25 protein-coding genes are annotated in these 26,743 nt (G+C 41.3%); 15 read left to right on the top strand and 10 right to left on the bottom strand.

What is annotated here, in order from left to right; translation table 11 throughout:
- Nucleotides 1-100: 100 nt before the first annotated feature.
- The 7 genes from recG to AC1EU0_RS03005 all read right to left on the bottom strand — a co-directional run bounded on the left by recG (nt 101) and on the right by AC1EU0_RS03005 (nt 9,020).
- Nucleotides 101-2,176: an ATP-dependent DNA helicase RecG gene (recG, locus tag AC1EU0_RS03035; RefSeq protein ID WP_480300447.1), complete on the bottom strand. Its 2,076-nt coding sequence runs from the start codon at nt 2,174-2,176 to the stop codon at nt 101-103.
- A 57-nt stretch (nt 2,177-2,233) separates the two neighbouring features.
- The gene (locus AC1EU0_RS03030) at nt 2,234-2,830 is read right to left on the bottom strand and encodes a response regulator (RefSeq protein ID WP_480300509.1); all 597 of its coding nucleotides are present in this window, start codon (nt 2,828-2,830) and stop codon (nt 2,234-2,236) included.
- The gene (locus AC1EU0_RS03025; protein ID WP_480300446.1) at nt 2,830-3,921 is read right to left on the bottom strand and encodes a sensor histidine kinase; all 1,092 of its coding nucleotides are present in this window, start codon (nt 3,919-3,921) and stop codon (nt 2,830-2,832) included. Before AC1EU0_RS03025 ends, AC1EU0_RS03030 begins: the two co-directional genes overlap by 1 nt.
- A 34-nt stretch (nt 3,922-3,955) precedes the next feature.
- Nucleotides 3,956-4,273, bottom strand: a complete 318-nt coding sequence (locus AC1EU0_RS03020) for a DMT family transporter (protein WP_480300445.1) — start codon at nt 4,271-4,273, stop codon at nt 3,956-3,958.
- Nucleotides 4,274-4,537: 264 nt separating this feature from the next.
- Nucleotides 4,538-5,221, bottom strand: coding sequence for a tetratricopeptide repeat protein (locus AC1EU0_RS03015; protein ID WP_480300444.1), 684 nt, complete (start codon nt 5,219-5,221; stop codon nt 4,538-4,540).
- A gap of 147 nt (nt 5,222-5,368) precedes the next feature.
- Nucleotides 5,369-6,301 (bottom strand): calcium/sodium antiporter, encoded by a 933-nt coding sequence (locus AC1EU0_RS03010; protein ID WP_480300443.1) that lies wholly within the window; start codon nt 6,299-6,301, stop codon nt 5,369-5,371.
- 157 nt (nt 6,302-6,458) lie between these two features.
- Nucleotides 6,459-9,020, bottom strand: coding sequence for a penicillin-binding protein 1A (locus AC1EU0_RS03005; RefSeq protein WP_480300442.1), 2,562 nt, complete (start codon nt 9,018-9,020; stop codon nt 6,459-6,461).
- Nucleotides 9,021-9,359: 339 nt separating this feature from the next.
- On the opposite strand from AC1EU0_RS03005, the gene AC1EU0_RS03000 reads away from it, so the two are divergent.
- The 9 genes from AC1EU0_RS03000 (at nt 9,360) to AC1EU0_RS02960 (ending at nt 18,595) form a co-directional block, all read left to right on the top strand.
- Nucleotides 9,360-10,439: a pilus assembly protein PilM gene (locus AC1EU0_RS03000; protein WP_480300441.1), complete on the top strand. Its 1,080-nt coding sequence runs from the start codon at nt 9,360-9,362 to the stop codon at nt 10,437-10,439.
- A complete protein-coding gene (locus tag AC1EU0_RS02995) occupies nt 10,427-11,008 on the top strand; it encodes a PilN domain-containing protein (protein ID WP_480300440.1) in 582 nt (193 codons plus the stop codon). Before AC1EU0_RS03000 ends, AC1EU0_RS02995 begins: the two co-directional genes overlap by 13 nt.
- Nucleotides 11,005-11,616, top strand: coding sequence for a type IV pilus inner membrane component PilO (locus AC1EU0_RS02990; protein WP_480300439.1), 612 nt, complete (start codon nt 11,005-11,007; stop codon nt 11,614-11,616). Before AC1EU0_RS02995 ends, AC1EU0_RS02990 begins: the two co-directional genes overlap by 4 nt.
- The gene (locus tag AC1EU0_RS02985) at nt 11,616-12,128 is read left to right on the top strand and encodes a pilus assembly protein PilP (protein WP_480300508.1); all 513 of its coding nucleotides are present in this window, start codon (nt 11,616-11,618) and stop codon (nt 12,126-12,128) included. The genes AC1EU0_RS02990 and AC1EU0_RS02985 overlap by 1 nt, the downstream gene beginning before the upstream one ends.
- Before the next feature lie 21 nt (nt 12,129-12,149).
- A complete protein-coding gene (locus AC1EU0_RS02980) occupies nt 12,150-14,207 on the top strand; it encodes a type IV pilus secretin PilQ (RefSeq protein ID WP_480300438.1) in 2,058 nt (685 codons plus the stop codon).
- A gap of 239 nt (nt 14,208-14,446) precedes the next feature.
- Nucleotides 14,447-14,962: a shikimate kinase AroK gene (gene aroK / locus AC1EU0_RS02975; protein ID WP_480300437.1), complete on the top strand. Its 516-nt coding sequence runs from the start codon at nt 14,447-14,449 to the stop codon at nt 14,960-14,962.
- A 140-nt stretch (nt 14,963-15,102) separates the two neighbouring features.
- Nucleotides 15,103-16,203, top strand: a complete 1,101-nt coding sequence (gene aroB, locus AC1EU0_RS02970; RefSeq protein WP_480300436.1) for a 3-dehydroquinate synthase — start codon at nt 15,103-15,105, stop codon at nt 16,201-16,203.
- 41 nt (nt 16,204-16,244) lie between these two features.
- Nucleotides 16,245-17,672, top strand: coding sequence for an AAA family ATPase (locus AC1EU0_RS02965; protein WP_480300435.1), 1,428 nt, complete (start codon nt 16,245-16,247; stop codon nt 17,670-17,672).
- Between the two features lie 83 nt (nt 17,673-17,755).
- Nucleotides 17,756-18,595: a Dam family site-specific DNA-(adenine-N6)-methyltransferase gene (locus AC1EU0_RS02960; protein WP_480300434.1), complete on the top strand. Its 840-nt coding sequence runs from the start codon at nt 17,756-17,758 to the stop codon at nt 18,593-18,595.
- Here AC1EU0_RS02960 and AC1EU0_RS02955 read toward each other — a convergent pair.
- On the bottom strand, nt 18,592-18,777 hold the full coding sequence (locus AC1EU0_RS02955) for a DUF2970 domain-containing protein (protein ID WP_480300433.1): 186 nt from the start codon (nt 18,775-18,777) through the stop codon (nt 18,592-18,594). The genes AC1EU0_RS02960 and AC1EU0_RS02955 overlap by 4 nt on opposite strands.
- Nucleotides 18,777-19,112 carry a hypothetical protein gene (locus tag AC1EU0_RS02950; protein ID WP_480300432.1) on the bottom strand — a complete coding sequence of 112 codons (336 nt, stop codon included), beginning with the start codon at nt 19,110-19,112 and terminating at the stop codon, nt 18,777-18,779. The genes AC1EU0_RS02955 and AC1EU0_RS02950 overlap by 1 nt, the downstream gene beginning before the upstream one ends.
- A 188-nt stretch (nt 19,113-19,300) precedes the next feature.
- Here AC1EU0_RS02950 and rpe point away from each other — a divergent pair, with 188 nt between their 5' ends.
- The 6 genes from rpe to AC1EU0_RS02920 all read left to right on the top strand — a co-directional run bounded on the left by rpe (nt 19,301) and on the right by AC1EU0_RS02920 (nt 26,252).
- Nucleotides 19,301-19,978 (top strand): ribulose-phosphate 3-epimerase, encoded by a 678-nt coding sequence (gene rpe, locus AC1EU0_RS02945; RefSeq protein ID WP_480300431.1) that lies wholly within the window; start codon nt 19,301-19,303, stop codon nt 19,976-19,978.
- Nucleotides 19,975-20,652 carry a phosphoglycolate phosphatase gene (locus AC1EU0_RS02940; RefSeq protein ID WP_480300430.1) on the top strand — a complete coding sequence of 226 codons (678 nt, stop codon included), beginning with the start codon at nt 19,975-19,977 and terminating at the stop codon, nt 20,650-20,652. The genes rpe and AC1EU0_RS02940 overlap by 4 nt, the downstream gene beginning before the upstream one ends.
- A 19-nt stretch (nt 20,653-20,671) precedes the next feature.
- Entirely contained in the window at nt 20,672-21,670 is a 999-nt protein-coding gene (trpS, locus tag AC1EU0_RS02935; RefSeq protein WP_480300429.1) for a tryptophan--tRNA ligase, read from the top strand.
- 352 nt (nt 21,671-22,022) lie between these two features.
- Entirely contained in the window at nt 22,023-22,634 is a 612-nt protein-coding gene (locus AC1EU0_RS02930) for a carboxypeptidase regulatory-like domain-containing protein (protein WP_480300428.1), read from the top strand.
- Entirely contained in the window at nt 22,634-25,009 is a 2,376-nt protein-coding gene (locus AC1EU0_RS02925) for an EAL domain-containing protein (RefSeq protein WP_480300427.1), read from the top strand. Before AC1EU0_RS02930 ends, AC1EU0_RS02925 begins: the two co-directional genes overlap by 1 nt.
- A 19-nt stretch (nt 25,010-25,028) precedes the next feature.
- The gene (locus tag AC1EU0_RS02920) at nt 25,029-26,252 is read left to right on the top strand and encodes a hypothetical protein (RefSeq protein ID WP_480300426.1); all 1,224 of its coding nucleotides are present in this window, start codon (nt 25,029-25,031) and stop codon (nt 26,250-26,252) included.
- Between the two features lie 95 nt (nt 26,253-26,347).
- Here AC1EU0_RS02920 and AC1EU0_RS02915 read toward each other — a convergent pair whose 3' ends face one another.
- A complete protein-coding gene (locus tag AC1EU0_RS02915; RefSeq protein WP_480300425.1) occupies nt 26,348-26,527 on the bottom strand; it encodes a cytoplasmic protein in 180 nt (59 codons plus the stop codon).
- Nucleotides 26,528-26,743 lie beyond the last annotated feature (216 nt).

Here is a 26,743-nt window from a genome sequence, read left to right as displayed (position 1 = left end):
TGTCTGTTACGAATGAGATTATATCTTGGCAAGATTGCTTAACATGTCAATGGCTTTTCTTAAAAATCATAGAATGTTACAAAATACCGCCAAACTTCTATTACGCTTGAATATATTGGTCTTTATTACCGAGCCAGCGTTCGATAATAGCATCTACATTTTGTGGTGCTTGTTTAATGATATGCCCCGCTAATTTTTGCACTTGTGGCACAAGGTGCTGATCGCGCATTAGATCTGCCACTTTCATTTCAACGAGACCAGTTTGTTTGGTTCCAAGCACTTCACCAGGCCCTCGGATCTCAAGATCTTTTTGGGCGATAACAAAGCCATCGTTGCTCTGGCGTAATACACCAAGCCGTTTTTTTGCTGTTAGGGTTAATGGTGTTTTGTATAACATGACGCAGTGGCTTTCTATCGCACCACGACCGACTCGCCCTCTAAGCTGATGCAATTGAGCTAAGCCCAAGCGTTCAGGGTTTTCAATGATCATTAAACTGGCATTGGGTACGTTTACGCCGACCTCAATGACCGTAGTTGCTACCAATAAATCCAGCTCGGCACTGGAAAATTGATCCATGATGGCTTGTTTGTCTTTGCTTTTTAATCGACCGTGAACTAAACCAATTTTTAGCTCGGGTAATAATTGTTTTAACTCTTCTGCAGTGTCTTCAGCCGCTTGGCATTCCAGTACTTCGGATTCATCAATTAAAGTACAAACCCAGTAGGTTTGGCGTTTATCGGCGGTTGCGGCATGGCGAACACGTTCGATCACTTCTTGTCGACGTTGATCGGAAATGGCCACGGTTGCCACAGGTGTTCGCCCAGGTGGAAGTTCATCAATGATCGACGTATCTAAATCGGCATAAGCTGTCATGGCTAAAGTACGAGGGATAGGAGTGGCGGTCATGATCAATTGATGTGGATAAAAACCCTGTTTTATCCCTTTTTCACGTAAGCCTAGCCGTTGATGAACCCCGAATCGGTGCTGCTCATCAATAATGGTTAAGGCTAGGTTTTTATACTCCACTTGTTCTTGAAAGATCGCATGAGTGCCGATGATGATGTGAGCATCACCACTAGCAATGTCTGTTAAAGATTGCTCTCTGGCTTTGCCTTTTAATTTACCCGCGAGCCAACCGACTTTAAGATCAAGCGGCTCAAACCATTCTGCAAAATTGTCAGCATGTTGTTCAGCTAATAGTTCTGTAGGCGCCATTAGCGCCACTTGATACCCATTTTCAATGGCTTGTAATGCAGCAAGAGCAGCAACTAAGGTTTTCCCTGAACCCACATCCCCCTGAACTAAGCGCATCATTGGATGCTTTTGTTCTAGATCGCTGGCGATCTCAGCGACAACTCGTTGTTGTGCACCTGTGGGTTTAAAAGGTAAATCTTTTAAAAACGGATTCAGTAATTGTCCTGTGGCAGGTAACGCAATAGCAGGATCTTGGTTACTGCGCTGGCGAAGTTTGAGCATGCTCAGGTTATGAGCCAGTAACTCTTCTTGAACTAGTCGCTGTTGTGCAGGGTGTTGTCCTAATTCTAATTCTTCTAGTGACACAGTATTATCAGGGCGGTGAAGAACGCGAACGGCTTCAGCGAGAGGCAGGTTATTAGGGCGCAAGCTTTCTGGGAGCAGCTCTGTTAATCCGCCTTGGCTCAACATGGCTAAAGCTTGCTCTGTCAATTTGATCCAACTGGCTTGCTTTAGTCCTTCGGTGCTTGGGTAGATAGGGGTTAAGCTGGCATCCATTTCGATTGGTTGGTCAGGCTCAATCACTTTATAGTCAGGGTGAATGATCTCTGCATGGTGTTTTCCGGCTTTGATTTCACCATAGGCTTTCATCAAGTGACCATTTTGCATGCCGTTGCGCTGTGCGGCGGAAAAGTTAAAAAAGCGGAGGGTGATAATACCGCTTGAATCCCGCAGCGTGCAGGTTAGCATGCGTTTACGACCATGAATAATTTGTGTCGATTGGATTTCGCCAATGATGGTGCCGTATTGCCCAGGAAACAAGTCAGCAATTTGATAGACGCGAGTGCGATCTTCGTAACGCAGTGGAAGATGGAACAGCAAATCTTGAACCGTGCGGATGCTCAGTTTCTCGAGTTTTTCAGCGACTTTTTTTGCCACACCTTTTAATTCGGTGATAGGCACTTGTTCCAATTGCAGCAAGTGGTAGCGACCTAAAGTACTGTTAATTTATACATATACTAACAAAGTCGTTATTTATTACAACCAACCTTTCTGCTTAGCTATTCGAGCCGCATCGATACGATTACTGGCGTTGAGTTTATTAATTGCTTCAGACAGATAGTTTCTTGCTGTGCCTTCGGCGATAAATAGGCTACTGGCAATCTCAGCTGTAGATTTTCCATCAGCGGCTAAGCGAAGTGCTCGACGCTCTTTATCGTTAAGGGGATCTTGTTCACCTATGGCCATCATTGCTAACTCTGGATCGATAATGCGTCTGCCATTCATAATTTGTTCAATGGCATGTTGCAGCTCATCCGTTGGTGCGTCTTTTAATAAAAAGCCCCCCACCCCCGCTTCTAAAGCACGCTTGATGTAACCGCTACGACCAAAAGTAGTGAGGATGATGACTTTGATTTTACTCTGTTGTTCTTGCAGCCATGTGGCTAATTCGAGTCCAGTTCGACCGGGCATTTCGATATCGGTGAGCAGTAAATCAAACTCTTGGGTTTTGAGTAATGCTAATGCTTCATCGCCATCTTTGGCTTCGATGATTTCATAATTGCCTTTGATGGAGAGTAGAGCGGCGAGTGCGCCCCGCACCATGGATTGATCTTCAGCAAGCAAAATTCGGATCATTGTTCTTCCTTGTTTATATTCAGCTTGATTGTAAAAATGCAGTTTGGGGTCGTTTGGTAAGTGAATTTCCCATTTAATGCTTCTACGCGTTCGCGTATCCCTATAAGGCCATTGCCTTCTGATACGGATTCACAATGCCCATTATCCATAACTGCGAGGGTGAGCGAAGTTTGTGTTTGCTCAAAGTTTATTTCACATTTATCGGCCTGACTATGGCGCAAAATGTTATTACCAAGTTCCGTTAAAATCAGACTTAACTGGCTTTCAACACGAGCAGAAAGTTGACTCGGGATATCACCATTAAGAGACACTACTAATGATCTTTCTCGTAGTCGCTTACATAAATCTGTGACGGTATTAGCTAGCCCTTTGCTTTTGTAATCCGATACGGTTTCACGTATCTCGCTCAGTCCATTTCTGGATATATCGGTTAATTCACTCAGATGTTGCTGCGCTTCTTCAAGTCGGTTTTGTTGTATAAGCGTTTGCGCTAATTCGGCTTTAAGTGAAATTGACGACAAGCTATGACCTATCAAGTCGTGAAGATCTCTGGCAATACGCTCTCGCTCAACAATGGTCGCTAAGGTTTTGATTTCTTCAGCTGATTGCTGTTTTTGTCTATTAGCTAGCTCCTTTTGACTAGATGCATAGCCAATTAAGCTCAATGCTAAATAGATGGCTGATGCATAGCCAAAAAAGTAGTAATTGGGAAAAAACCAATCATTTAACACGAATAGTAGTACTAGCATGGTAGGAATGATGATGGCCAAGCGTTTAACCGAATAGTGAAAACCACAGAAAAAGCCGACAAAGGAAAATAAGGACATTGAGCCATAGTTAAAAGGCGTTGCAACAATGGCTAGAGTGAGCAGACCTAGGATTGGGTAATGTACTTGCTTAGTTGGACAACGGTAAGCTTGGAAATACACAAATACATAAACAGGTATGATCGCAAGGCTAATAAGGTCGTCTGATAGCACTCTGGCATCAACAAACATAGGAATGAAATAAAAAACAAGGTTACACAGGTATAACCACGCAAATTTATCGTTGGTCTTTTCGTTATCGAAGAAATTCATTTTTATCATGCCGAGTTCCATTTTTTAGCTTTTGCTATATCCGTTAGTTCGAGCTGAGCTTAAAGCTAATAATGCCCGTGGTGATAAGTACAATAAAGATAAATTGAGTAAGTGAAATAATTTCGTTAATCATGATGAACCAAGCCATCGTTATGCCGAATGTTCCGAACTCCGCCCATACCGCATAAGCATTACCCATGGGAATGGTTTTTAAGGCGTAAGAGAGGCAAGCAAAGCTTATCCATGCTGAAACAAAAAAGCTGATGCTTGGCAACAATTTGGTAAATCCCTCTGAGTATTTTAATGAGATAGCCCAAACCATTTCCATTATTGCAGCGAATACCAATACTATCCAAGCCATTATTTTTCCTTATTATTTCTAACACCAGATTTACAAATATGAGCAGTAAATTCAGATAGGAGCAATTGTTTGATAAACCAACCGTCCGTGACAGGAAGTCACGGCCGTCAGCACATGGCCACTCTCGCACATCCATGTGCTTCATGGCATTCAGGCTTCCTGCCTATCAGATGTGCGTTTCTGTTGGTGTTCACATGATTGCTCCTTGTTCATATTCAAGATGAAGCGTGTTGTAATGAATTTGATTGGAAATCATGCCACTCATTACTGATTTTGACTTAAAAGAAATTTTGCCCAGCTGTAATTAGGATTTACAGTGACAGCTTGTTTCCAGTCAGCAATGGCTTGAGCTTGATGATTTTCTTGCTGCTTTGCCAGACCACGCCATGTGTATGTTTCGGCTTTACCCCAACAAATCTCAGAGCAATCATTGCTGTATAAGCTCAGGGCTTTATCGGCGTATTTGATGGTGTTTTCCATGCTGCCACCAAACATGGCTGGTGTGTTATAAGCGCTAATGGCTTTTACTAAATAGACTCTTGGATTTGTGGCATCCAGTGATTCTGCGGTTGTAATCGCTTGTGCCGATTTACGGCCTAAGGTCATTCCCTTCATAGGATCTACAGCAATTTGCATTCCATACACCGCTGAAAGCAGAGCGTAGTTTTCGGAATCGCTTTCGCTTTCATTTAACTGCTCTAGTGTTTGTGCTGCTGTCTTGAGCGTTGATTTGGCAATACTGCGTTGCCCTGAAATATTCGCTAATATCGCTATACGATAATTCGCATACGCTTTGGCGTAACCCGTTGAGTTTTTGGCAAGCTCAGATAATTCCGTTCTGCTTTTACTGTTTGACGCATTATCGATCTGTGAGACGGTATTGTCAGAATCTAAAGCCAATGCTGATGAAGATAACAGCACGCTGGTAGCAAGTAATAATGTTTTCATGAGTTGTTTCCTTACGCTTAATGTTGAGTACGGAAACAATTATTAAAGAAGGGAGTAAAAAAGGGCAGGCACAAAGATCATCAAAACAGCATGACAAATGTCATTGGCTGATGGCTCGTATAATACAAGCCATCATAAGAGGTTCTTTTAAATCAAGGCCTCGCTGACAATATAAGACATATAGGCAAGATAGATAATAAGTAACACTACGCCTTCCATACGACTGATGATTTTCCCTGTGTAGGCAAAAGGTAGCATTAGCAGCGATAGGCCTAACATAGTGCTAAAATCAACCAATTCTAGACCATCAGCTGAAATTGGATGGATTATGGCAGTGATACCTAATACCGCCAAAATGTTAAAAAGGTTAGAGCCTACGACGCCACCAAGGGCTATATCACTTTCACCTTTTCGAGCTGCGACTACAGAGGTGGCTAACTCCGGCATACTGGTACCAATCGCAACCACGGTGAGTCCTATGATGATTTCAGATATCCCAAACTGGCGAGCTAAATCAACGGCACCATCAACGAATAAAATACCACCACCAATTAACATCACTAATCCAAGGATGATCAGTATTGCTGAGATGGCTGGGGTGTAATTACCTTCAGGGAGCTCTTCGACATCTCCCGACTTTTGGGCATCATAATAACCATATACCAAATAGCAAATCAGGACTAAAGTAAGAGTGATTCCATCAGCGATATCGAGTTCACCATCCAGTAATAATCCACCAAATAATAAAGTGACTGCAATCATCAAAGGAATGTCGCGTTTTACGATTTGAGATTGCACTTCTATTGGTTTAATGATGGCCGTAATGGCTAAAATTAGACCTATATTGGCAATGTTCGAACCAATAACGTTACCCAGTGCGATGCCCGAGCTGCCAGCGAGAGCCGATTTTAAACTCACGGCTAATTCAGGGGCACTAGTACCAAAGGCGACAATAGTTAGACCAATAATAAGAGGGGTAACGCCAAGGCGAAGCGCAAGTGCACTTGCTCCTCGAACGAGAGCTTCTGCCCCAAGGGTGAGGATCAGGAACCCACCTACGATAGAAAGAAAAATCAGCATGAGTTGTGTCGTTGTGAACGGTAAAGTTTAGTGCGCTTAGGATACGCATTTTTCATATAAATTGACAGAATATGTCAGTAATAATACCAATTATTGTAATTGGTATATTGTTATTTTCTCATTATGGGTAAGGCTAGAGCCCTTACCCGACCTAGATTTACTGAAATAACGATTCTCCACTGTTGGAGTCGATGAAAATATTTTCATCATCATTGTTGCCACTAACATACTCAGTGGGCTCTGTGCCTTTTATGAAATACTCAAAGCGAGTGGTGTAATCAGTTTTGTGAGTTAATTTACCGGATTTAAGATCGATGCGTACAGAAATGATGCCTTCTGGTGGCGTATCTGCCATTTCAGGCGTACCTTTTAACGCATCTCGCATAAAGGCATTCCATGCAGGTCCTGCCGTTTTAGCGCCTGATTCAGCACCAGCAATTTGACCTTGACCAGCGTTGGCGTTCCAAGCTGTACGCCCAAGTTCACGAGAATGATCATCAAACCCTACCCAGACCGTGGTGACCAGTTTGGGGTTAAAGCCACTAAACCAAGTGTCTTTTGATTCATTGGTTGTTCCCGTTTTACCTGCAATATCACGACGCTTTACCGTTCTGGCGGCGCGCCATGCGGTACCATTCCAACCATTGCCTTTGCTCCAATTGCCACCACCGAAAATAGTACTGTTTAGAGCTTGTCGGATCAAAAAAGCAGTTTGCTCTGAGATCACTTGTTTAGCATAGCGGTGTGGAGTAGTGGGATTACATTGATCACTGTCATTTTGTTCAGGCTGGTATTCAATGCCTTGTTCGGCTGAAAGTGCAGCTAATGTTGCTTCCCATTTATCATCATTTTCATTTTGTTCAACGGGGGGACAAGCTAATGTTGGATGAGCTTGCTGGATGACATTATTGTCTGAATCTTTTATTTCATTGATAAAGTATGGTTCTACTAAATAACCACCGTTAGCAAAGACACTAAAAGCTCTGACTACTTGCATAGGTGTAACGGCTGGCGAACCTAGTGCAATAGATTCGTTTTTAGGTAGCTCATCAGGTGTAAAGCCAAAATCCATAAGACGATTTCGAGTGGCAGTTAATCCAGCCATGCGCAACGCTCTAACCGCCATTACATTTATTGATTTTGCTAAGCCAACGCGTATTCGAGTTGGACCGCCATACACATCTGGCGAGTTTTTTGGACGCCATGCTATACCTTGACGAATATCCGGTTCATTAATTGGCGCGTTATTAATTAACGTGGCAAGGGTATACCCTTTTTCAAGCGCTGCTGTATAAATGAAAGGCTTGATATTAGAACCTAATTGTCGTTGTGCCTGAGTGACTCGGTTATATTGGCTTTTACCAAAGGAAAAGCCACCCACTAACGCTTCGATGGCACCGTCATGCGGATTTAAACTCACCATGGCACTCGATACTTTAGGCACTTGCGATAACTGCCATTGCTCATTGCGTTGCCTTATCCAAATCTGTTGTCCAGCTTGCAAGACTTCATAGGCTGTTTTCGGAGCGGGACCTTGTTTACTGTCTGATATATAGCTTCTTGCCCATTTGAGTCCATCCCAGTCCAGAGTGATAGGGTTGCCATCAAGAGGAAGCACTGTGGCTTGTTTTTCCTCTACTTGGAGCACAACCGCTGGGTGCAAAGATACAACTGGAGCTGTCTTTTTTAAGGTTGAAATAAGCGTATCATGGGATGGGATCTCTGAAGGCAATGCTGTTGGCTGCCATAGGGTAGCGATTGGACCGCGGTAGCCATGGCGCTCATCATAGGCAAAGACGTTGTTTCGTAATGCTGATTGGGCTTCTAATTGGAGTTTCGAGGAAACCGTGGTGTAAACCTTATACCCTCCAGTATAGGCTTGCTCTCGACCGTATTTATCCACCATATAGTTTCTAGCCATCTCTGATATGTAGGGAGCATATAAGTCGATTTCAGCACCATGGTAAGATGCAGTGTTTGGAGCATGAGTGGCTTCATCATATTGAGCTTGAGTAATGGCATTTACATCTCTCATTCTCAACAAAACAATATTGCGACGAGCCATAGCGCGACGCTCTGAAGTGATCGGATTCAACGTTGATGGTGCTTTAGGTAGACCCGCAATGACCGCGATTTCTGGTAATGTAAGCTCTCCAACGCCTTTTCCGTAATACACTTGCGCAGCGGCTCCGACACCATAAGCGCGTTGCCCAAGATAAATACGATTGAGATAAAGTTCTAAAATTTCATTTTTAGTCAGTAATTGCTCAATGTGATAAGAAATAAAAATTTCTTTAACCTTACGAATAATGGTCTTATCGCGGGTTAAAAAAAAGTTTCTTGCCACCTGCATAGTGATGGTGGAAGCACCTTGCTTCTTTTGGCCTGTCGAGAGCATAACAAAAGCTGCGCGAACCACACCAATAGGATCGATACCACCATGATCATAAAAGCGTGCATCTTCTGTCGCTAGAAACGCATCAATCATAGGTTTGGGGATATCTTTAAGCTTTAATGGAATACGACGCTTTTCGCCAAATTGAGAAATCAATTTGCCATCTTCACTATAAATTCGCAGCGGTGTTTGGAGTTGAACTGTTTTTAACGTTGCTACATCTGGAAGCTCAGGTGAAACATACCAATACGCCCCACCAATACCTGCAATCGCAAGAATGATGGAGCTGATAAACAGTATCCCTAATCGTTTTATCCATTTCACGTAGCGTGTCTCAACTTATCATTATGTCTTTTAATGAGAACAGTATAAACGGAAAAAGATCCAATGTGGATGGCTGAAATACGTCAAGTGATCAGGAGTGTGTCAAATTATTGTAGCTCGAGTGGCGAAAGATTGCCCTGTTTTCAGGGAGTGTAGCAGCAAAAAATATTATTTTTAAGTATCGCAAAACTGAGTTAATTTTTTGTTGATTTTATTTGTATTATAAATAAAAGTATTGAGAAAATTATTGGGCAATGCATAATATGTGTACTAAATTTATAGGTTCCCGATATGATACGCTCAAATGTATTAACTTTTACGGTGAAGTGATAACAATATATGCTCTCAAATTTATGGAAGCGTTTAACTCCACAAATGGTCGGCATTGATATTGGTGCTCATGAGATCAAAGCCATTTTGTTGAGTAAGACCACGGAAGGTTACAAAATTAGTAACCATATTGCGGTTCCGGTAAAGAAGGGGGCGGTAAGTGATCACCATATTCTAGATGCCGCCGCCGTTATTGAAGCTTTAGAGCTGATCAAACGTCGTTTACCTAAAACTGTAAAATTGGCAGCAGCTTCGGTTTCTGGCTCTGCGGTACTTACAAAAGTTATCTTTATGGATGCTAATTTGAGCGAAGAAGAAATGGAAGCTCAAATTGAAGTTGAAGCCGATAGTCTGATCCCTTATCCCCTTGATGAAGTCAGTATTGATTTCGAAACCTTACAGCCTAATCAAACCGATACCAGTAAAGTAAATGTACTACTAAGTGCGTGTCGTACAGAAAATATTGACGCCAAAGTTGACGCCCTTAGCAGCGTAGATTTAGATGTAAAAGTGATTGACGTTGAAGGTTATGCATTGGGTCGTGCTCACGAATTGGTCTTAGGTCAGCTTCCGGATGACGCCTATGAAAAAGCGGTGATGATGGTTGATATGGGGGCAAATATTATGACGTTTGCCGTTGCCAAAGAAGGGGAAACGATTTTTACTCGTGAACAGGCCTTTGGTGGAGAACAATTTACTCATTCAATCCAGTCTTTTTATGGTATGGATTATGATGAAGCTGAAAAAGCAAAAGTCACTGGGGAGCTACCTAGGGATTATATGTATGAAGTACTTTCGCCTTTTCAAGCTCAACTGTTACAACAGATCAAAAAATCCATTCAAGTGTTCTGTGCTAATACTAACATCGATACCATAGACTATATTGTGTTATCAGGCGGTACGGCTAAGTTGGAAGGGATGGTGAATTTGATCGCTAATGAATTGGGTATTCATACGGTTATAGCAAATCCCCTTGAAGGTAATGTTTCGGCTGATGAAAAAGATGAACTCGTACTGAAAAAGCATATTAGCAAGTATATGGTTGCGTGCGGTTTAGCCTTGAGGGGGTTCAGCTCATGGCGAACATAAATCTACTTCCATGGCGTGAAGAAGCAAGAGAAAAGAAAAAGCGCGACTATATGGGCGTGCTAGGATTAGTTTTTCTCGCAACCTGTGGCGTAGTGTATATCGGCTTAATGTACATCGATTACTTAAAGGCTGAACAACAAGATCGAAATACCTATCTGCAATCTGAAATTCAGTTACTTGAAAGTCAAATTAAAGAAATTCAAGGCATCAATCTTCGTAAAAGTGATATTGAGCGACGTACTGACATCATTTTGAACTTACAACAAGCCAGAAACCTGCCAACTCATGTATTAGATGAAGTGGTTCGTGTAACTCCAGCTGGTATTTATTTATCTACAATAGAAAAAAAAGGCGACTTGTTGTGGATTGAAGGCAAGAGTGAATCCAATAACCACGTATCCAATATGATGCGTAAAGTTGGGATTTCAAAATGGTTACATGACGCCAATACCAAAGAAATTTCTACTCAAGATATTGAAACAAGACAGTTTCAATATTTCAACATGAGAGTAGTAATTGCTCCAGATTCAGCTCAAGACAGCCAGATTGATTTAGGAGGAAAAGGATGAACCTAGATCAATTCAATGACCTCGAATTAGAAAATATGGGGATTTGGCCAAAAGAGGTCAAGATTCTCTTTTGTGGTGTTCTGGCGGTTATCGTCTTGATATTTAGCTACTATTTTGTCGTTTCTGATGAAATACAATCGTTAAATCGAATGCAGGATAAAGAGCAGGAATTACGACAGTCGTTTAAACAAAAGTACCAAATGGCTTCCAATTTGAAGCTGTATCGTGAGCAGTTAATACAGCTAGAAAATCAATTTTCTGAGCTTTTGAAAATGCTGCCTTCACAGAACGAAATGCCTGGTTTATTAGATGATTTAACTTTTGTGGCCACAGACGCTGGCTTAAAAATCAATCGCATCGACTGGGAACAAGAAATCCCTAAAGACTTCTATTTAGAGTTCCCTATTCGATTGTCAGTGAAAGGTGATTATCATGAACTTGGCAATATGGTGAGTAGTGTCGCTAAGTTGCCTCGTATCGTGAGTTTGCATGATTTTGTGATAAAACAAAGCCCTGATGGGCAGCTTGAAATGGATATTTTAGCGAAAACTTATCGTTTCAAAAATAATGCAGAAGAAGCCGATAGCAAAAAACAGGGGGCAAAATGATGAAAAAGTTTACCCTGCTACTGTTTCTGTTGTTGGCGGGATGTTCAAAAGATAGAGCTGATTTAGAATTATTTGTCACCACGACAAAAGCTCAGCATGTGGCTCATATTCCAACAATTAATGAATCACCGAAATTTGAGCACTTTGCCTATCATGCGGAGTTACTTCGAAGCCCGTTTTCTCCACCGTCTCGAGAATTAACTGAAGAAGTCATCGATTCCAGTAAGAATTGCCTTCAACCAGATTTAGCAAGGCGGAAAAGCCGATTAGAAACCTACGCATTGGATAATTTAAAAATGCGAGGTTCGATTACACAAGATGGCCGTATATGGGCGTTAATAGAAACCAGTGATGGCAGTATTTATCGATCAGGAACTGGGCAACATTTAGGTTTGTACCATGGGCAAATTGTAAGAATATTAGATAGTAGAATTGATATTATTGAGTTAATTCCAGATGGATCAGGGTGCTGGACTGAACGTATAAGTAGCATGGAATTAACCAGTGAGTAGCCAAGAAAGGACAAATTTATCATGGATTTTGTAATCAAAAGTAGTATCCAAAGCCTACAAAAGCTCAGGCTGAATGTCTGGTTAGGCTTGTTTGCCTTGTTGGCGATAGCTCCTCAAGCCATGGGTGCTAACCGTTTATTGGATGTGCAGTATCACGCCGTTGTTGACCATCAATTAGAAATCGAATTCTTATTTGAAAATGATATTGCGGTACCCACTTCAGATATGAAGGCGAATCCGGCTAAATTAGAATTACATTTTGCCGACAGTGTTTCTGATTTAGGTAAAAACGCTATTTTGATTGATAAAGTGGGTGTGGATGACTTGAAGGTGGCTCAACAAGGCTCCAGTTTGCATTTAACTCTATCCTTGGAGCAAGTATTACCTTATCAGGGACGGGTAATCGGTAATCGCTATCGTTTGACTATCAATGATGCTGTTCAGCAAAGTGGTCAGAACCAGAAAATCGTTCAATCTTTTGTTAACAGTATTAAGAATATTGATTTTAAGCGCTCTCAATCTGGTGGCAGTGAGCTGATTGTTGAACTTAGCAACCGTTCTATTGCCGTGGATATTGAACAGGTCGGTGCCAAACTTGAAGTGAAGTTTTTCAATACCGAAATTAACGATGATTTACTGTATATCGTTGATGTGAATGATTTTGATACGCCAGTAACAAGCTTTGAAACGTTTCGTGATGATTTGATTTCTCGAATCATGGTTGATGTGGGTGGCGAATATGAATATCGCTATAACCAAGAAGGCAATACGTTAAAACTGAATGTAGATAAAGTAGTTCGAGAAGCGGCCATTAAAAAAGAGAAAACATATACAGGCAAAAAGTTTGCTTTAAATTTCCAAAATATTTCAGTACGAACGGCGTTGCAAATCATTGCCGATATGAATCAATTTAATTTGATTGTTTCAGATACGGTTGAAGGCGATATTACGCTGAGATTGGATCAAGTTCCATGGGATCAAGCTTTGGATCTTATTTTACAAACCAAAGGCCTTGGAAAACGTATTGAAGGTAACATCTTGATGGTGGCACCTGCCGAAGAGCTTGCTATACGTGAATCACAAGAGTTGAAAAATAAGCAAGAAGTAGAAGAGCTGGCACCTTTGTTTTCTGAATACATTCAGATTAACTATGCTAAAGCCACAAATATTGCCGCCTTGCTTAAGAATGAAGACTCCAGCTTACTTACCAAGCGTGGCTCCGTTGCGGTAGACGAACGAACGAATACCTTATTGGTTAAAGATACCGCTGATACCATCGAAAGTGTACATCGCTTAGTGAAGATCATTGATATTCCGATTCGCCAAGTGGAAATTGAAGCACGTGTAGTCACAGTGCGTGACAATGTCGCCGAAGATCTTGGGGTTCGTTGGGGGTTTAGCGATCAGCAAGGAAGAGATGGCACTTCAGGTTCTTTAGAAGGAGCCAACGATATTGCTCAAGGTCGTATTCCATCGTTATCTGATCGTTTGAATGTGAACTTGCCAGCTCGGAATGATAACGCGGCAGGGATTGCGTTCCATGTTGCTAAGTTATCCGATGGCACATTACTGGATCTTGAGCTGAGTGCATTAGAGCAGGAAGATAAAGCTGAAATCGTGGCTAGTCCTCGTTTAACGGTATCGAACCAGCAAAAAGGGTATATCTCTCAAGGTATTGAAATTCCATTTGTGCAATCCACTTCAAGTGGAGCGACTTCGGTGACTTTTAAGCCTGCGGTATTGTTACTTGAAGTGATCCCACAAATCACACCTGATAACCGTGTCATATTAGATCTAAAAATTACTCAAGACTCCCGTGGTGAAACCGTGCCAACGGCAGTAGGTGATGCTGTGTCCATTGATACTCAACGTATAGGCACTCAGGCATTAGTCAAAAATGGTGAGACGATAGTTCTAGGGGGAATTTATCAACGAAATCTCATCAATAATGTAAGTAAAGTGCCTATTTTGGGTGATATTCCTTACTTGGGGTACTTATTTAGAAATACTCAGGAAAGAAATGAACGTCGTGAACTGCTCATTTTTGTGACCCCAAAAATTGTAACGGATCAGCTATAAATTTGTTTTAATACATAAGCCTAAGCTGAGTGTGCTATGCTCTACTTAGGCTTTTTTATTGCAATTAAGTAATAATCAAGTTCATATAATCATTTATTAATCGTGCGCAATACTTGCCAAGGGTAGAGATTAACTGAGATAATCCTCAGTCAAGTCTCTTTAGAGCAAGGTAAAATATAGGTCGATTGGCACGTCCATCGGTATTGGCAAACACTTCATAAGATTCAGACGTATAAACAATGGCTGAAAAACGTAATATTTTTCTTATTGGCCCAATGGGCGCAGGTAAAAGTACCATCGGTCGTCATTTGGCGCAGATGCTACATTTAGAATTCCATGATTCCGACCAAGAGATTGAACATCGTACAGGTGCGGACATTGCATGGGTATTTGATGTTGAAGGCGAAGAAGGTTTCCGCCTTCGCGAAACAAAAGTAATTTCAGATCTTTCTGAAAAGCAAGGTATCGTATTGGCCACTGGGGGTGGTTCAATCGAAAGTAAAGATATCCGCAACTACCTTTCTGCTCGTGGTTTTGTGGTCTATCTTGAAACCACCATCGATAAGCAGGTTGCTCGTACTCAACGCGATAAGCGTCGTCCTTTATTGCAAGTGGATGATCCTCGTGAAGTATTGGAAACGCTAGCTAAAACTCGTAATCTTCTCTATGAAGAGATTGCGGATATAGTTGTGAAAACGGACGACCAAAGTGCAAAAGTAGTAGCGAACCAAATTATTGAAAAATTAGGTTTCTAATTCACTTTTTGTTCTGCGCAGCCAGATAACGTTTGAGATGTGATCTAAGCTGCGCAATACTCCCACTCTTTTATCGTTAATCATTCAGGTTATACTCATACCCTTGTAAGACAGGACTCAACTGTAATTTAGGATGCGCCATGGAATGTATTAACGTTCAACTCGATACTCGTAGCTACCCAATCATAATTGGTCAGCAATTATTTGCGAGATCATCAACTCCATTACCATTACCTGTTGAGCTTAATGCTACTTTCAAAAATAAAAAGTTATTGATCGTCAGTAATGACACGATTGCTCCTTTGTATATAGACCAGGCGAAAAAATGGTGTTTACAGTTTGATGTTAATGCTGTTGAAACGGTCATTCTACCTGATGGCGAGCAATACAAAGATATGGCACACCTTAATCATATCTTCGATGCCTTGCTTGAAAAACAATACGCACGTGATTGTATGCTAGTTGCGCTGGGTGGTGGTGTTATTGGCGATATGACAGGGCTTGCGGCAGCCTGCTATCAACGCGGCGTAGATTTTGTTCAAATCCCAACCACATTATTGGCACAGGTTGATTCATCCGTAGGTGGAAAAACAGCAGTAAACCATCCTCTTGGTAAAAACATGATAGGCAGTTTCCATCAGCCGAAATGTGTGTTGATTGATATCGACTGTTTAGCAACATTACCAGACAGAGAATTTGCGGCAGGGATGGCTGAGGTCATTAAATATGGACTACTGTGGGATATTGAGTTTTTCGAATGGTTAGAGTTACACCAGAATCAACTGCAAGCAAAACAGCCTGAATATTTAATTGAGGCCATTAAACGCTGCTGCGAAATTAAGGCTGAAATTGTGTCACAAGATGAAACCGAACGTGGCTGTCGAGCATTACTCAATTTAGGCCATACTTTTGGTCATGCGATTGAAACTGGTGTAGGTTATGGCCAATGGCTGCATGGTGAAGCGGTGGCTGTGGGTATGGTGCTAGCTTTTCAAACATCTCAACACTTAGGTTGGATTTCAAATGACGTGGTGGAGCGGGTGACGGCTTTAATTAAAGCGTTTGGATTGCCAACGGTGAAGCCGCAATCACTAACCTGCGAACAAATGTTAGCTTTAATGCAACGTGATAAAAAAGTAAAAGACGGTCTAATACGATTGATCTTACCTCAAGCGATTGGAAACACCTTAGTGACATCGCAAACGCCACCTGCAGTATTAACCAAAGTGTTAACTGACTGACTTCAATTTAACTTTGGGTTAAATTTAACAGCGAATTCATCATGTCGTTATTAGTTTCACAACAATCTATCGTTGAGCGATTATTGCATAACGCAAGTTATGTCGAGCAACTACAGTTTCTCAGTGGTGAGGTCGGTAGTGGGAAAACCACCATTCTTACCGCTTTACATCAGCAAAATAATGAATCGAGATGTGCATTTGTTGCCTGCCCACTGCATGCGGACGATACCGAAATTCGCCGTAAGCTTTGGATCCAATTGTTGGATGAGCCTCTGTTCGACGATGATATGCCACTGGCGGACACTTTACTTAAAGTTCAGACTACTATTCGCCAGCCTTTGTTGATTTTACTGGATGATGCGCATCATTTATCCATCTCTCTGCTTGCTGAATTTATGACGTTATCGCAGATGCAAGCGGCAGGTCAGCCCGTTAGTGTTATCGCTAGTGTACCAACAGAATTTGTTGAGAATTTAGAAGCTGAGCTTAGTGAAGATGTGTATACCTGCTTACAAATAGAGCCACTCTCGTTAGATGAGCAATACAATTTACATTTGATCTTAGTGGGACAGCAAAATAACGGCAGCGATAAGCCCATTGAAAAACCAGATTTTGGTGATAGTCCTGTTTATCCAGGCGAATATAAAGCTTTATTCAACGGCGAAGCCACTAATGACACCACTCTTTGGCTAACGAACCGCATAAAGTTTGGTTTAGTCGCTATTACAGCCGTGTTGCTGGTATTTAGCTTTTGGTTGTTGGAAGCCAATGAAGAAATCACACCACAACAAGCAGTAACCAAAGAAACTCAAGCGAACACAGTGATTAATGTCACTCAATTATCTGACTCATCACGTTCATCTCAAACTGAGACTCCTGATACAAGAGTGGTGTTACCAAAGCCTAAGGCAGAGGTAGAGTCAGAGCATAAGCTTGAGACTAAGACATCTAAAGTTGAGCCTAGGCTTAAACTCGAAAAAGCGCATAGCAGCGTTGTGTTCGAAGAAAACAATGAACCTTTACAGGAAATCAAACAGCCTCTTAGGTTAGAGCCAAAGAAAGAAGCAGCAAAAGATTCTGAGGCTATTACTCAAACAGTACGAATAATAGCTCCGAAGAACTCGTCAGCTAGTGTTAACACTGTTACTAAGGCAGAAATATCGAGTTTGGTACCACCGAAAGAAAACAAACCTGCTTTAAACAAGTTTGTTCCGATACACCCAAAAGGTTATACCTTGCAGTTAGCCACTATGACTCAGAGAAAGTCATTAAATAAGCTTTTGTCACAACTCAATGGCTGGAGTGATGTTAAAGTGGCAAGGCATCGAAAGAAGTGGGTGGTGGTACTTGGAGATTTTCCAAGTCGACAGGTGGCGAAGGACACGATACAAAAACTAAAAAAGCAAACCCAGATACCTGCACCTTGGCTAAGGAAATGGACGGCGCTAAAAGACTATGATTTTAAATAGCGAGTGATCCTTAATGAAATCCGTTACAAATCATCGTACAATTTTGTTTTCGCATTAGTAATCATCTGGAATTGACCCAGCCCATGAGTAATAAAAATAGAGCCTTTTTAAAGTGGGCTGGCGGTAAATTTAAACTTGTTGATACACTCAAAAAGTCTTTACCTGAAGGACAACGTTTAGTTGAGCCTTTTGTTGGGGCTGGCAGTGTCTTTTTGAATACGGACTATCCGTCATATTTGCTTTGCGATATCAACCAAGATTTGATCAATCTATATCAAATTTTGCAGCGCACACCTGAACGATACATCAAAGAATCTCGTAAGTTATTTGTGCCAGAAATGAACCGAAAAGAAGCTTATTACGACATTCGTTCAGCCTTTAATCACACCCAGAATAAATTAGACCGCTCATTGTGGTTTTTATACATGAACCGACATGGATTTAATGGTTTGTGTCGCTACAACCGCAAAGGGGGCTTTAATGTTCCATTTGGTTCATACAAGAAGCCTTATTTCCCTGAAAAGGAATTATGGGCGTTTGCCGAGAAAGCACAGCAGGCAGAATTTCGATGTGTGGGTTACGAGCAAGCGTTTGATTTAGCTGAGTCCGGAGATGTGATTTATTGTGATCCTCCGTACGCCCCATTATCGACTACCGCCAGTTTTACAACCTATGTTGGAGCGGGTTTTAGTTTGGATGACCAAGCCTTGTTAGCTCGACGTGCACGTTTGGTTGCGCGAGAAAAAAACATTCCGGTGGTAATCAGTAATCATGATATTCCTCTAACTCGAGAGTTGTATCACGGTGCTATGTTTGAGCAGATAAAGGTGCAGAGAAATATCAGTCAAAAAGGCAGTGGCAGAAATAAAGTAGATGAATTGATTGCATTATATGACGAGCATTATCACTTGCCTGAAAATTAATCGACAATCCACCGAACAAAAAGCATTAAACTCATCACTAATAGAGCGGCCAGAATTATCCCCATAATGATAAAAGGCACTGGAGAGCTCATTTGAAAGTCTCGCTGTCTATTTTTATCACTTTGCACACCAAAAAATGCAGCGAGCGTACTGGTTAGGACCTGCCAAAATATCTTCAACATTATTGAGTTGGAATATCGTCGCTATTATTAGGAATGCGGCGATCGTGACCGCCATGTAATAATTCAAACAAATCAAAAAAGTGGAATTGATTTGAGTCACTATTGCCTGTAAGCCAACTGCCCCAATTTAGTTGTTTAGCTTGAGTTGAGCATCGATTTACAGGGTGATTACTCGGCAGCATCTGATTGTATTCAATTGAGCTTTGGTTAGCACAATAAGAGTGAGAAATAGGAGATTGGGCGGCAAAAACAATAACCCCAGAAACTGTTCCTGTGAGAGCCATGGCAAGCTTGAATTTGTATTTCTTCAAGGTTATTTTCCCTAATATAGCCATGATGAAAATCCTGTATATGAACACACCAACCGATGATTATATACTAATATCGTTTGTAATTTAAACAGCTATTTTTTAACTCGGCGGCAGAGGTCTGATCCGGCTCAATAATTATGATATCAAGACTATCTAGAATGGCATTCCAAGAGTAAAATAAGCTTAAATTTACCTCATTATGAGAGTCTTATATGCGCCCATTTCTGATTGCTCCATCCATTTTATCTGCTGATTTTGCTCGCCTTGGTGAAGAAGTTGAAAATGTCATCAATGCCGGAGCGGATGTCGTACACTTTGATGTGATGGATAACCACTACGTACCAAACTTGACCATTGGTCCTATGGTTTGTAAAGCGTTGCGTGATTACGGTATTAAAGCTGATATTGATGTCCATTTGATGGTAAAGCCAGTTGATCGCATCATTCCTGACTTTATAGATGCGGGTGCCTCTATTATTACCTTTCATCCAGAAGCCTCAGAGCACGTTGATAGAAGCTTACAATTAATCAAAAACGCAGGCTGTAAAGCAGGCTTAGTATTTAACCCTGCAACATCACTGCATTACCTTGATCATGTTATGGATAAATTAGATGTCATTTTATTGATGTCGGTGAACCCTGGCTTCGGTGGTCAATCCTTTATCCCCGGTACTCTTGATAAATTGCGTGAAGTACGTCGTCGTATTGATGAAAGTGGTCGAGACATTCGCTTGGAAATCGATGGTGGCGTTAAGGTAGATAACATCGGCGAAATTGCGGCGGCTGGTGCCGATATGTTTGTAGCAGGCTCTGCCATTTTCAACAAGCCTGATTACAAGGCGGTAATTGATGAAATGCGTGCGGAATTAGCCAAAGTTGATGCGAAATGAACCGCCGATTTAAAGCCATTGCCTTTGATTTAGATGGCACTTTAGTTGATAGCGTACCTGATTTAACAGCGGGTGTGAATGGTATGATGATGGAGCTCAATTATGAGTTATCATCGGAAGCCCAAGTACGCTCATGGGTGGGGAATGGCGCTGAAGTGTTAGTAGAACGTGCCATTACTTGGTCAACCCAGAAGGCACCAGAGCAGGCAGTATTGGCTGATGCTGTAGGTGTGTTTATGCGTCACTATGACATACATCTAAACCAACATAGCCGTTTATACCCGAGTGTGAAAGCGACAGTAGCTAGATTGCATAAGCAAGGCTATCAACTTGCTATTGTCACGAATAAACCGCAGCGATTTATTGCTCCCTTATTAAAGGCATTTGATCTTGATGGGTATTTCAGTCTTATTATTGGTGGCGATACCTTAGAGAAGAAAAAACCCGATCCACTGCCAATCAATCATATTTTGCAGCAATGGCAGCTTGAAAATCATCAGTTGTTGATGGTCGGTGACTCGAAAAATGACATTTTGGCGGCAAAATCAGCGGCAATTGCATCAATAGGCTTGACCTATGGCTATAACTACGGAGAAGATATTGGCCTTTGCGGTCCAGATGCCGTATTTGACGATTTTCATCATATTGAAAATTGGGTAAATACCCAATTTTAATTTAGGAGTAGGTAAACCAATGACCAAACCCATTGTATTGAGTGGCGCACAGCCTTCTGGTGAATTAACCATAGGAAACTATATGGGCGCACTTCGCCAGTGGGTACAAATGCAGGATAGCCATGACTGTTTGTATTGTGTTGTTGATTTACATGCCATCACCGTAAGGCAAGATCCTAAAGCTTTACGTGAAGCTTGCTTAGATACGTTAGCCTTATATCTTGCTTGTGGTGTTGATCCAAAAAAGAGCACGGTATTCATTCAATCTCATGTGCCTCAACACACACAATTAAGTTGGGCATTAAACTGTTATGCCCAAATGGGTGAGCTGAATCGTATGACTCAGTTTAAAGACAAGTCGCAAAAGCACGCTAATAACATCAATGTTGGGCTTTTTGGTTATCCTGTTTTAATGGCTGCTGATATCTTGTTGTATCAAGCCAATGAAATTCCTGTAGGGCAAGATCAAAAACAGCACCTTGAATTAACACGTGATATCGCTACACGTTTCAACAATGCTTACGGTGATACCTTTACCATTCCAGATCCATTCATTCCACCATTAGGTGCGAAAGTGATGTCGCTGCAAGATCCGACTAAGAAGATGTCTAAGTCAGATGAAAATAACAACAACGTGATTGGCTTGTTAGAAGATCCTAAGAAAGTCCTTAAAAAGATCAAAAAAGCGGTGACTGACTCAGAAGAGCCACCAAGAGTTGCTTTTGATGTAGACAACAAACCTGGCGTGTCTAACTTATTGAGCCTTATGTCGGGCACAACTGGCCGTTCAATTGCAGAGCTTGAAGCTGAATTTGAAGGGAAAATGTACGGTCACTTGAAAGTAGCGACAGGCGAAGCGGTTGTTGCGATGTTAGAACCACTGCAAGAGCGTTACCATCAAATCCGTGCCGATCAAGCTTACCTTGATTCGGTCATAAAAGAGGGCGCAGAAAAAGCGCAAGCTCGTGCTGAAGTGACTTTGAAGAAAGTCTATGAAAAGATTGGATTAATCGTCTAAATCAGGTCTGGACGAGAGAAAATCCGGCCAATGAGCCGGATTTTTTATTTTAAAATAGAAGTGAATTTGAGTGCATCTATTGAGAAATTTTGTTAACTTTTAAGGCCAAATGCCGAATATAAGTGAGCTTAACTAGGCATACAGGGGCAAATTTTTGTAAAATTTGGGAAAGTTTTAAGCAGGTTCTCCTGTCTAAAAAGTTAAGTGTTGATTTTCATGATGAAATTTTATAAAACACACGCGCTAATTAATAAGTTGTCAAAATAAAAACGATCATGAGTTGTAACTCAGTTAAGGGCAAAGAATGAATTATTGTAAGTGGTTATCAGTATGCCTGATGCTGTGTTGTTGGATGCCGATATCATTGGCAAACCAAGTCATAGTGGTTGATAACAACTCTAAGCCTTTAGCAAATATGGTGGTCTACCTAAAACCGTCTTCCTCTTTTGATGTATCGGCTTATCCGCTCCCTAATGCTCCTCATATTGTTCGACAAAAAGATAAGCAATTTGATCCTTACATTGTAGTAATGCGTGCAGGAAGTAAGGTTGCTATTACTAATGAAGATAGTATTTCTCACCATGTCTATTCCGCAGCAGGTGTTAAACGTTTCTCTATAAAAATGCCAAAGCAATCAAAGAGTGACGTGCTAACCATAGCTAAAGCCGGTGAAATAGCATTAGGCTGTAATGTGCATGACTGGATGAGCAGTTATGTGAAAGTTGTTGATACGCCTTTTTATGGATTAACGGACGAAAATGGGAAAGTAAGCTTTGATGATACACCAACTGGCGAGTATCAATTGGTAGTATGGCATCCTCAAATGCAAGCCGAAGCTCAACAGCAAATAAGCAAGATTACCTTGCCTAAAAATGACCCCTTATCCATTAAAATAACCTCTGATATTTTGCCAATTCCAGAGCAAAAAGCCCTAGATGAATTTGAGTTTTGGGAATCATATTGATGCCTCGATTTTGGAATAAACTGCAAACTCGAATCTTCCTGTTTTTTGTTATTTTATTGGTTATCATCCAAGGTTTTTCATTTTGGATGTCTTTTCAAACCCATAAGCAACTTGAGCAGCAGCAAATCAGCAGCCGAATAGCAAATGCGGTGGAAGTATTTAGAAACCAATTTGATGCGCGTAGCTTTTACCTAGGTGTATTTTCTGAGGTAGTGTCTCAAGACTATAGTTTGAAAGAAATTTTCATCGAAGGTGACATGGGCAGCTTTCTCACGGCCTTAGGCAATCATCAGCGACGAATTAAAGCGAATTTATCCATGTCGGTGGATAAAGACGGAAAAATTATTGCTCAGTTGATCAGTGGTAAAAATGATAAAGGGCAAACCCGCTATCGTTTAGGACCTGAACAAGGAAAAGCCTTTTCTGTTTCATTGAATAAAGCACAATCTACAGTGAATTTATTGTATCAAGTGGGTGGTAGTCTTTATCAAATGCAGTTTTCTCGTATCACTGCAGGAGGAAATACCCTACTAGGTTGGGTAGGCTTTGGTTTTAAAATAGACGCTGAGTTGGCTACAGAATTAATGCAGCAAACGGGACTGACAACAGGTTTTGCTTTGGTTGACCCACAATTAAAGGTTTCTGACGTTCGTCAATCGACCGCTACAGACGGTGATATGTTAAAAGACTTGGCTTATCAGTTGGTGGGCAAATTTAGTGACCGTCGCTATCTATTTTGGAGCCAAAAACTCGGTGCTATTGATAATAAAGCACTCTACACCTACATGTATCTGCCAAGGGAGCAAGTACTGGCTCCGTTAAAAGAGCAATGGTGGCAACAGCTATGGATTGTGATTTCGATGTTGCCGTTATCAATGCTGGCGGCTTATTACATTTCTCGCAGTATTACTAAGCCCATCAAGCACATGATTGAGCAGGCCAAGTTTATTGCAGGTGGTAATTACGATCATAAAGTAAAAGAAAGCTCCACCATAGAACTTGCGCAATTGGCTCACGAATTTTCTGAGATGCAACAGGCCATCTTGAGTCGTGAGCAGCGAATTGTGTATCAAGCATTCCATGACCCTTTGACCAATTTACCAAACCGAAATGAATTGGACAGAATGCTCTCTACTTGGCTGGAGCATGATGAGCAGTTCATGATTTGCTTGGTGAACGTGAAACGCATGACAGAAGTTAATGCCACGCTTGGTCATGGTGTCGGTGATGAAATTATTAAAGAAGTCGGTCGTCGCTTAGAAAGCATGAAAAATGTGAACTTTGCATGCCGCATTTCTGGTGATGAATTTGCACTGGTATTGAATGATTTTCATGTCGATGATATTGGTCAGTTAATCGCATCATTACGTGAAAAAATGGCTCGCCGCTATCGTTATCAAGGGTTATCGCTTGAGTTAGACTTAACCATGGGGGCTGCGATACGTAATCACTCTTCTTCGATGTTCTCGGTCTTACAGCAAGCCAATACTGCTTTGCAATACGCTAAAAGTAATAAGCTTGAATATCAGGTATATGATAAACAGATTGATGAGCATACGGTTGAACGATTACAACTTATCAATGGCTTAAAATCGGCGATTGAAAGTGATCAGTTAGTTTTATACTACCAACCTAAGTTGTGTTTACAAAAAAATGCAGTGATCAAAGTTGAAGCGCTTGTACGTTGGGCACATCCAGAGAAAGGCATGATCCCACCTGACGTATTTATTCCTATTGCGGAAAAAACAGGACAAATGAATGCACTAACACGTTGGGTGTTAGAGACTGCGATCAAGCAATATAAACAATGGCGTGCGCAAGGTATTGAGCTGGGTATCGCCATAAACATTTCTGCTGAAAATCTCAAAGACAGCAGTTTTTGTCAATGGGTGTTGAATACCATTAATCAGCATCACGTACCCATGTCGGTATTTACTTTGGAAATCACTGAAGATGCCGTGGTGTCGGATTTAGACAGTGCCATTATGCAGCTAAGTTATTGGCGTGCTAAAGGGCTTAAACTGTCTATCGATGACTTTGGTACTGGCTATTCATCATTAGGACAATTAAAGCAGCTTCCTGTCGATGAAGTTAAAATTGATCGATCGTTTGTACAGCAGTTGATGTCAAATACTGATGATCAGATCATCGTTAAGTCCACCATTGAACTTGCCCATAATTTGAATCTATTTGTGGTTGCCGAAGGTGTTGAAAATCAAGATACGCTGGATTGGTTAAGAGAGCGTGGATGTGAAATGGCCCAAGGCTATCATCTAAGCAAGCCTATTTCAGGCTCGGATCTTGAAACTTGGTTATTACAAAGTGAATATTTTTACCACAGCACATCTTCAAATACAGATTTAGTCACTGAATAAATAATAAGAAAGGAATAACATGAAGTTAGTTGTTATTGGCTTATTGTGTTTATCAACTTCTGCAGTAGCCGTTGAACAAAAGTGGTCAGGAATTATTGACTTATCAGTGGCTAATGTTGATGGAACACAGAGTTACCTTAAAGGTGGGCTAGGAAAGTTCAGAGCTAACAATGGTGCTCAGTTAGCACTATCTCAGCTTGGCCTTAGCCATCATCTTGAGCTTAGTGATAAATGGTCAACCAAAATTGTAGCGAATGGCTATTGGGATAACGTCGACGATGGCATTGGGATCACTGAAGCCGTTGTTAAATATCGCGGTTTACCGACTGAAAGTGGTTATCGGGTTGAAGCGCAAGCTGGGATCATGTACCCCAATATTACCCTTGAAAACCTTGCAACAGCTTGGGCATCGCCATACACGTTAAATTATTCAGCCATCAATGCATGGTTAGCCGAAGAGGTCCGTCATACAGGTGTAAAAATCGGAATCACGCGTTTAGGGAAGTTCTTTCAATCGCCCCATAGCTTTTCATTTAATGTGGAAGCATTTACCAATAATGATACGACAGGAGCGCTATTAGCTTGGCATGGCTGGACCCAAAGCTCTCGACAAACTTTATGGCATGAGACGATTCCTGTTCCTCACCTCCCTCAATTTGACGGTGTGTTAAAAGGGCAGGCAAAACAATCAGATCCATTCATTGAGCTAGATAACAGACTCGGCACTCATATTTCAGCGCAGTGGTCATGGCGCGGCAACGGTCGGTTATTGATAGGGTATTATGACAATAATGCCAATACCAAGGTCGTTAAGCATGGTCAATATGCTTGGCGTACCCGTTTTCATCATGTTGGAGTCAAATGGCGCTTACCAGCTCGAGTTGAAATGATTGCTCAATACATGAAAGGTGACACACTAATGATGGCGCCTGAAGGGTTTGATGCCGTCAATAACGATTATCAAAGTGCAAATATTTTGCTCAGCCGACGCTGGCAGCAACATACTGTAAGTGGTCGCCTAGAACACTTTTCGGTGACAGATAATGATAAAATGGTGACTGATAATAATAATGAATCTGGTCGTTCTTTAACGTTATCTTATCGTTACCAAATCAAGCGTGGTTGGTTTATCCATACAGAATTTAACTGGATAGACAGTGAGCGCAAAGCCCGAACCAGTATTGGCTTACCTAAACACCTTATTGAAAGGCAATGGCAACTGGCTATGAGGCACTTTTTCTAGCCATTAGCATTTTCATTGATAAAAATGCCTTTGGTGACATCATAATTCACCAAAGGCACTTTTGCTCATGGGGCAATTATTAATTCACGAGTATATTAAGCCTTAGTATTGATGATATGACCTGCGTTGCCGACAGGTTTTGGTGCCGCACTGCTGATGAGTTGCATGGCCGTTTCACCTTCTGCTTTTTGCTGTTGCTTGGCCATTTGCATCACTTTCACATTAGTTGTTTGTTGATTTGCTGCTGATTGAACATTTGAACCACTGATATCCATTTGTCTTTCTCATGTAACCCTGAGTTCTTATTTTATCGGCCAAATCTTGATGCACTTTACTCATATTTAATAGAAGATTTTTATTTTCAAAAAAGCGAAAAAATTCCAACGTTAAATTCAAGGTCGATTAACAAAAAATGAGATATTGCACATAGCTCATAAAAATTAAATCATATAAAATCCGCCGAAAATAGAGTAAAGAAACTATTCGGTGGT

This window comes from Parashewanella sp. 2210YD4-3, assembly GCF_056591735.1.
The sequence above is the reverse complement of the archived record's forward strand: the minus strand, read 5'-3'. Positions and strand labels throughout refer to the sequence as shown.

What these genes read in the sequence shown, in the direction of transcription:
- AC1EU0_RS02930 (WP_480300428.1), top strand. Translation starts at nt 22,023, where the DNA reads ATGCCGATATCATTGGCAAACCAAGTCATAGTGGTTGATAACAACTCT.
- AC1EU0_RS02960 (WP_480300434.1), top strand. Translation starts at nt 17,756, where the DNA reads ATGAGTAATAAAAATAGAGCCTTTTTAAAGTGGGCTGGCGGTAAATTT.
- AC1EU0_RS03000 (WP_480300441.1), top strand. Translation starts at nt 9,360, where the DNA reads ATGCTCTCAAATTTATGGAAGCGTTTAACTCCACAAATGGTCGGCATT.
- AC1EU0_RS02915 (WP_480300425.1), bottom strand. Translation starts at nt 26,527, where the DNA reads ATGGATATCAGTGGTTCAAATGTTCAATCAGCAGCAAATCAACAAACA.
- aroB (WP_480300436.1), top strand. Translation starts at nt 15,103, where the DNA reads ATGGAATGTATTAACGTTCAACTCGATACTCGTAGCTACCCAATCATA.
- AC1EU0_RS02995 (WP_480300440.1), top strand. Translation starts at nt 10,427, where the DNA reads ATGGCGAACATAAATCTACTTCCATGGCGTGAAGAAGCAAGAGAAAAG.
- AC1EU0_RS03025 (WP_480300446.1), bottom strand. Translation starts at nt 3,921, where the DNA reads ATGATAAAAATGAATTTCTTCGATAACGAAAAGACCAACGATAAATTT.
- AC1EU0_RS02955 (WP_480300433.1), bottom strand. Translation starts at nt 18,777, where the DNA reads ATGTTGAAGATATTTTGGCAGGTCCTAACCAGTACGCTCGCTGCATTT.
- trpS (WP_480300429.1), top strand. Translation starts at nt 20,672, where the DNA reads ATGACCAAACCCATTGTATTGAGTGGCGCACAGCCTTCTGGTGAATTA.
- AC1EU0_RS02950 (WP_480300432.1), bottom strand. Translation starts at nt 19,112, where the DNA reads ATGGCTATATTAGGGAAAATAACCTTGAAGAAATACAAATTCAAGCTT.
- AC1EU0_RS03020 (WP_480300445.1), bottom strand. Translation starts at nt 4,273, where the DNA reads ATGGCTTGGATAGTATTGGTATTCGCTGCAATAATGGAAATGGTTTGG.
- AC1EU0_RS02990 (WP_480300439.1), top strand. Translation starts at nt 11,005, where the DNA reads ATGAACCTAGATCAATTCAATGACCTCGAATTAGAAAATATGGGGATT.
- aroK (WP_480300437.1), top strand. Translation starts at nt 14,447, where the DNA reads ATGGCTGAAAAACGTAATATTTTTCTTATTGGCCCAATGGGCGCAGGT.
- rpe (WP_480300431.1), top strand. Translation starts at nt 19,301, where the DNA reads ATGCGCCCATTTCTGATTGCTCCATCCATTTTATCTGCTGATTTTGCT.
- AC1EU0_RS02980 (WP_480300438.1), top strand. Translation starts at nt 12,150, where the DNA reads ATGGATTTTGTAATCAAAAGTAGTATCCAAAGCCTACAAAAGCTCAGG.
- AC1EU0_RS03010 (WP_480300443.1), bottom strand. Translation starts at nt 6,301, where the DNA reads ATGCTGATTTTTCTTTCTATCGTAGGTGGGTTCCTGATCCTCACCCTT.
- AC1EU0_RS03015 (WP_480300444.1), bottom strand. Translation starts at nt 5,221, where the DNA reads ATGAAAACATTATTACTTGCTACCAGCGTGCTGTTATCTTCATCAGCA.
- AC1EU0_RS02920 (WP_480300426.1), top strand. Translation starts at nt 25,029, where the DNA reads ATGAAGTTAGTTGTTATTGGCTTATTGTGTTTATCAACTTCTGCAGTA.
- AC1EU0_RS02940 (WP_480300430.1), top strand. Translation starts at nt 19,975, where the DNA reads ATGAACCGCCGATTTAAAGCCATTGCCTTTGATTTAGATGGCACTTTA.
- AC1EU0_RS02965 (WP_480300435.1), top strand. Translation starts at nt 16,245, where the DNA reads ATGTCGTTATTAGTTTCACAACAATCTATCGTTGAGCGATTATTGCAT.
- AC1EU0_RS02985 (WP_480300508.1), top strand. Translation starts at nt 11,616, where the DNA reads ATGAAAAAGTTTACCCTGCTACTGTTTCTGTTGTTGGCGGGATGTTCA.
- AC1EU0_RS02925 (WP_480300427.1), top strand. Translation starts at nt 22,634, where the DNA reads ATGCCTCGATTTTGGAATAAACTGCAAACTCGAATCTTCCTGTTTTTT.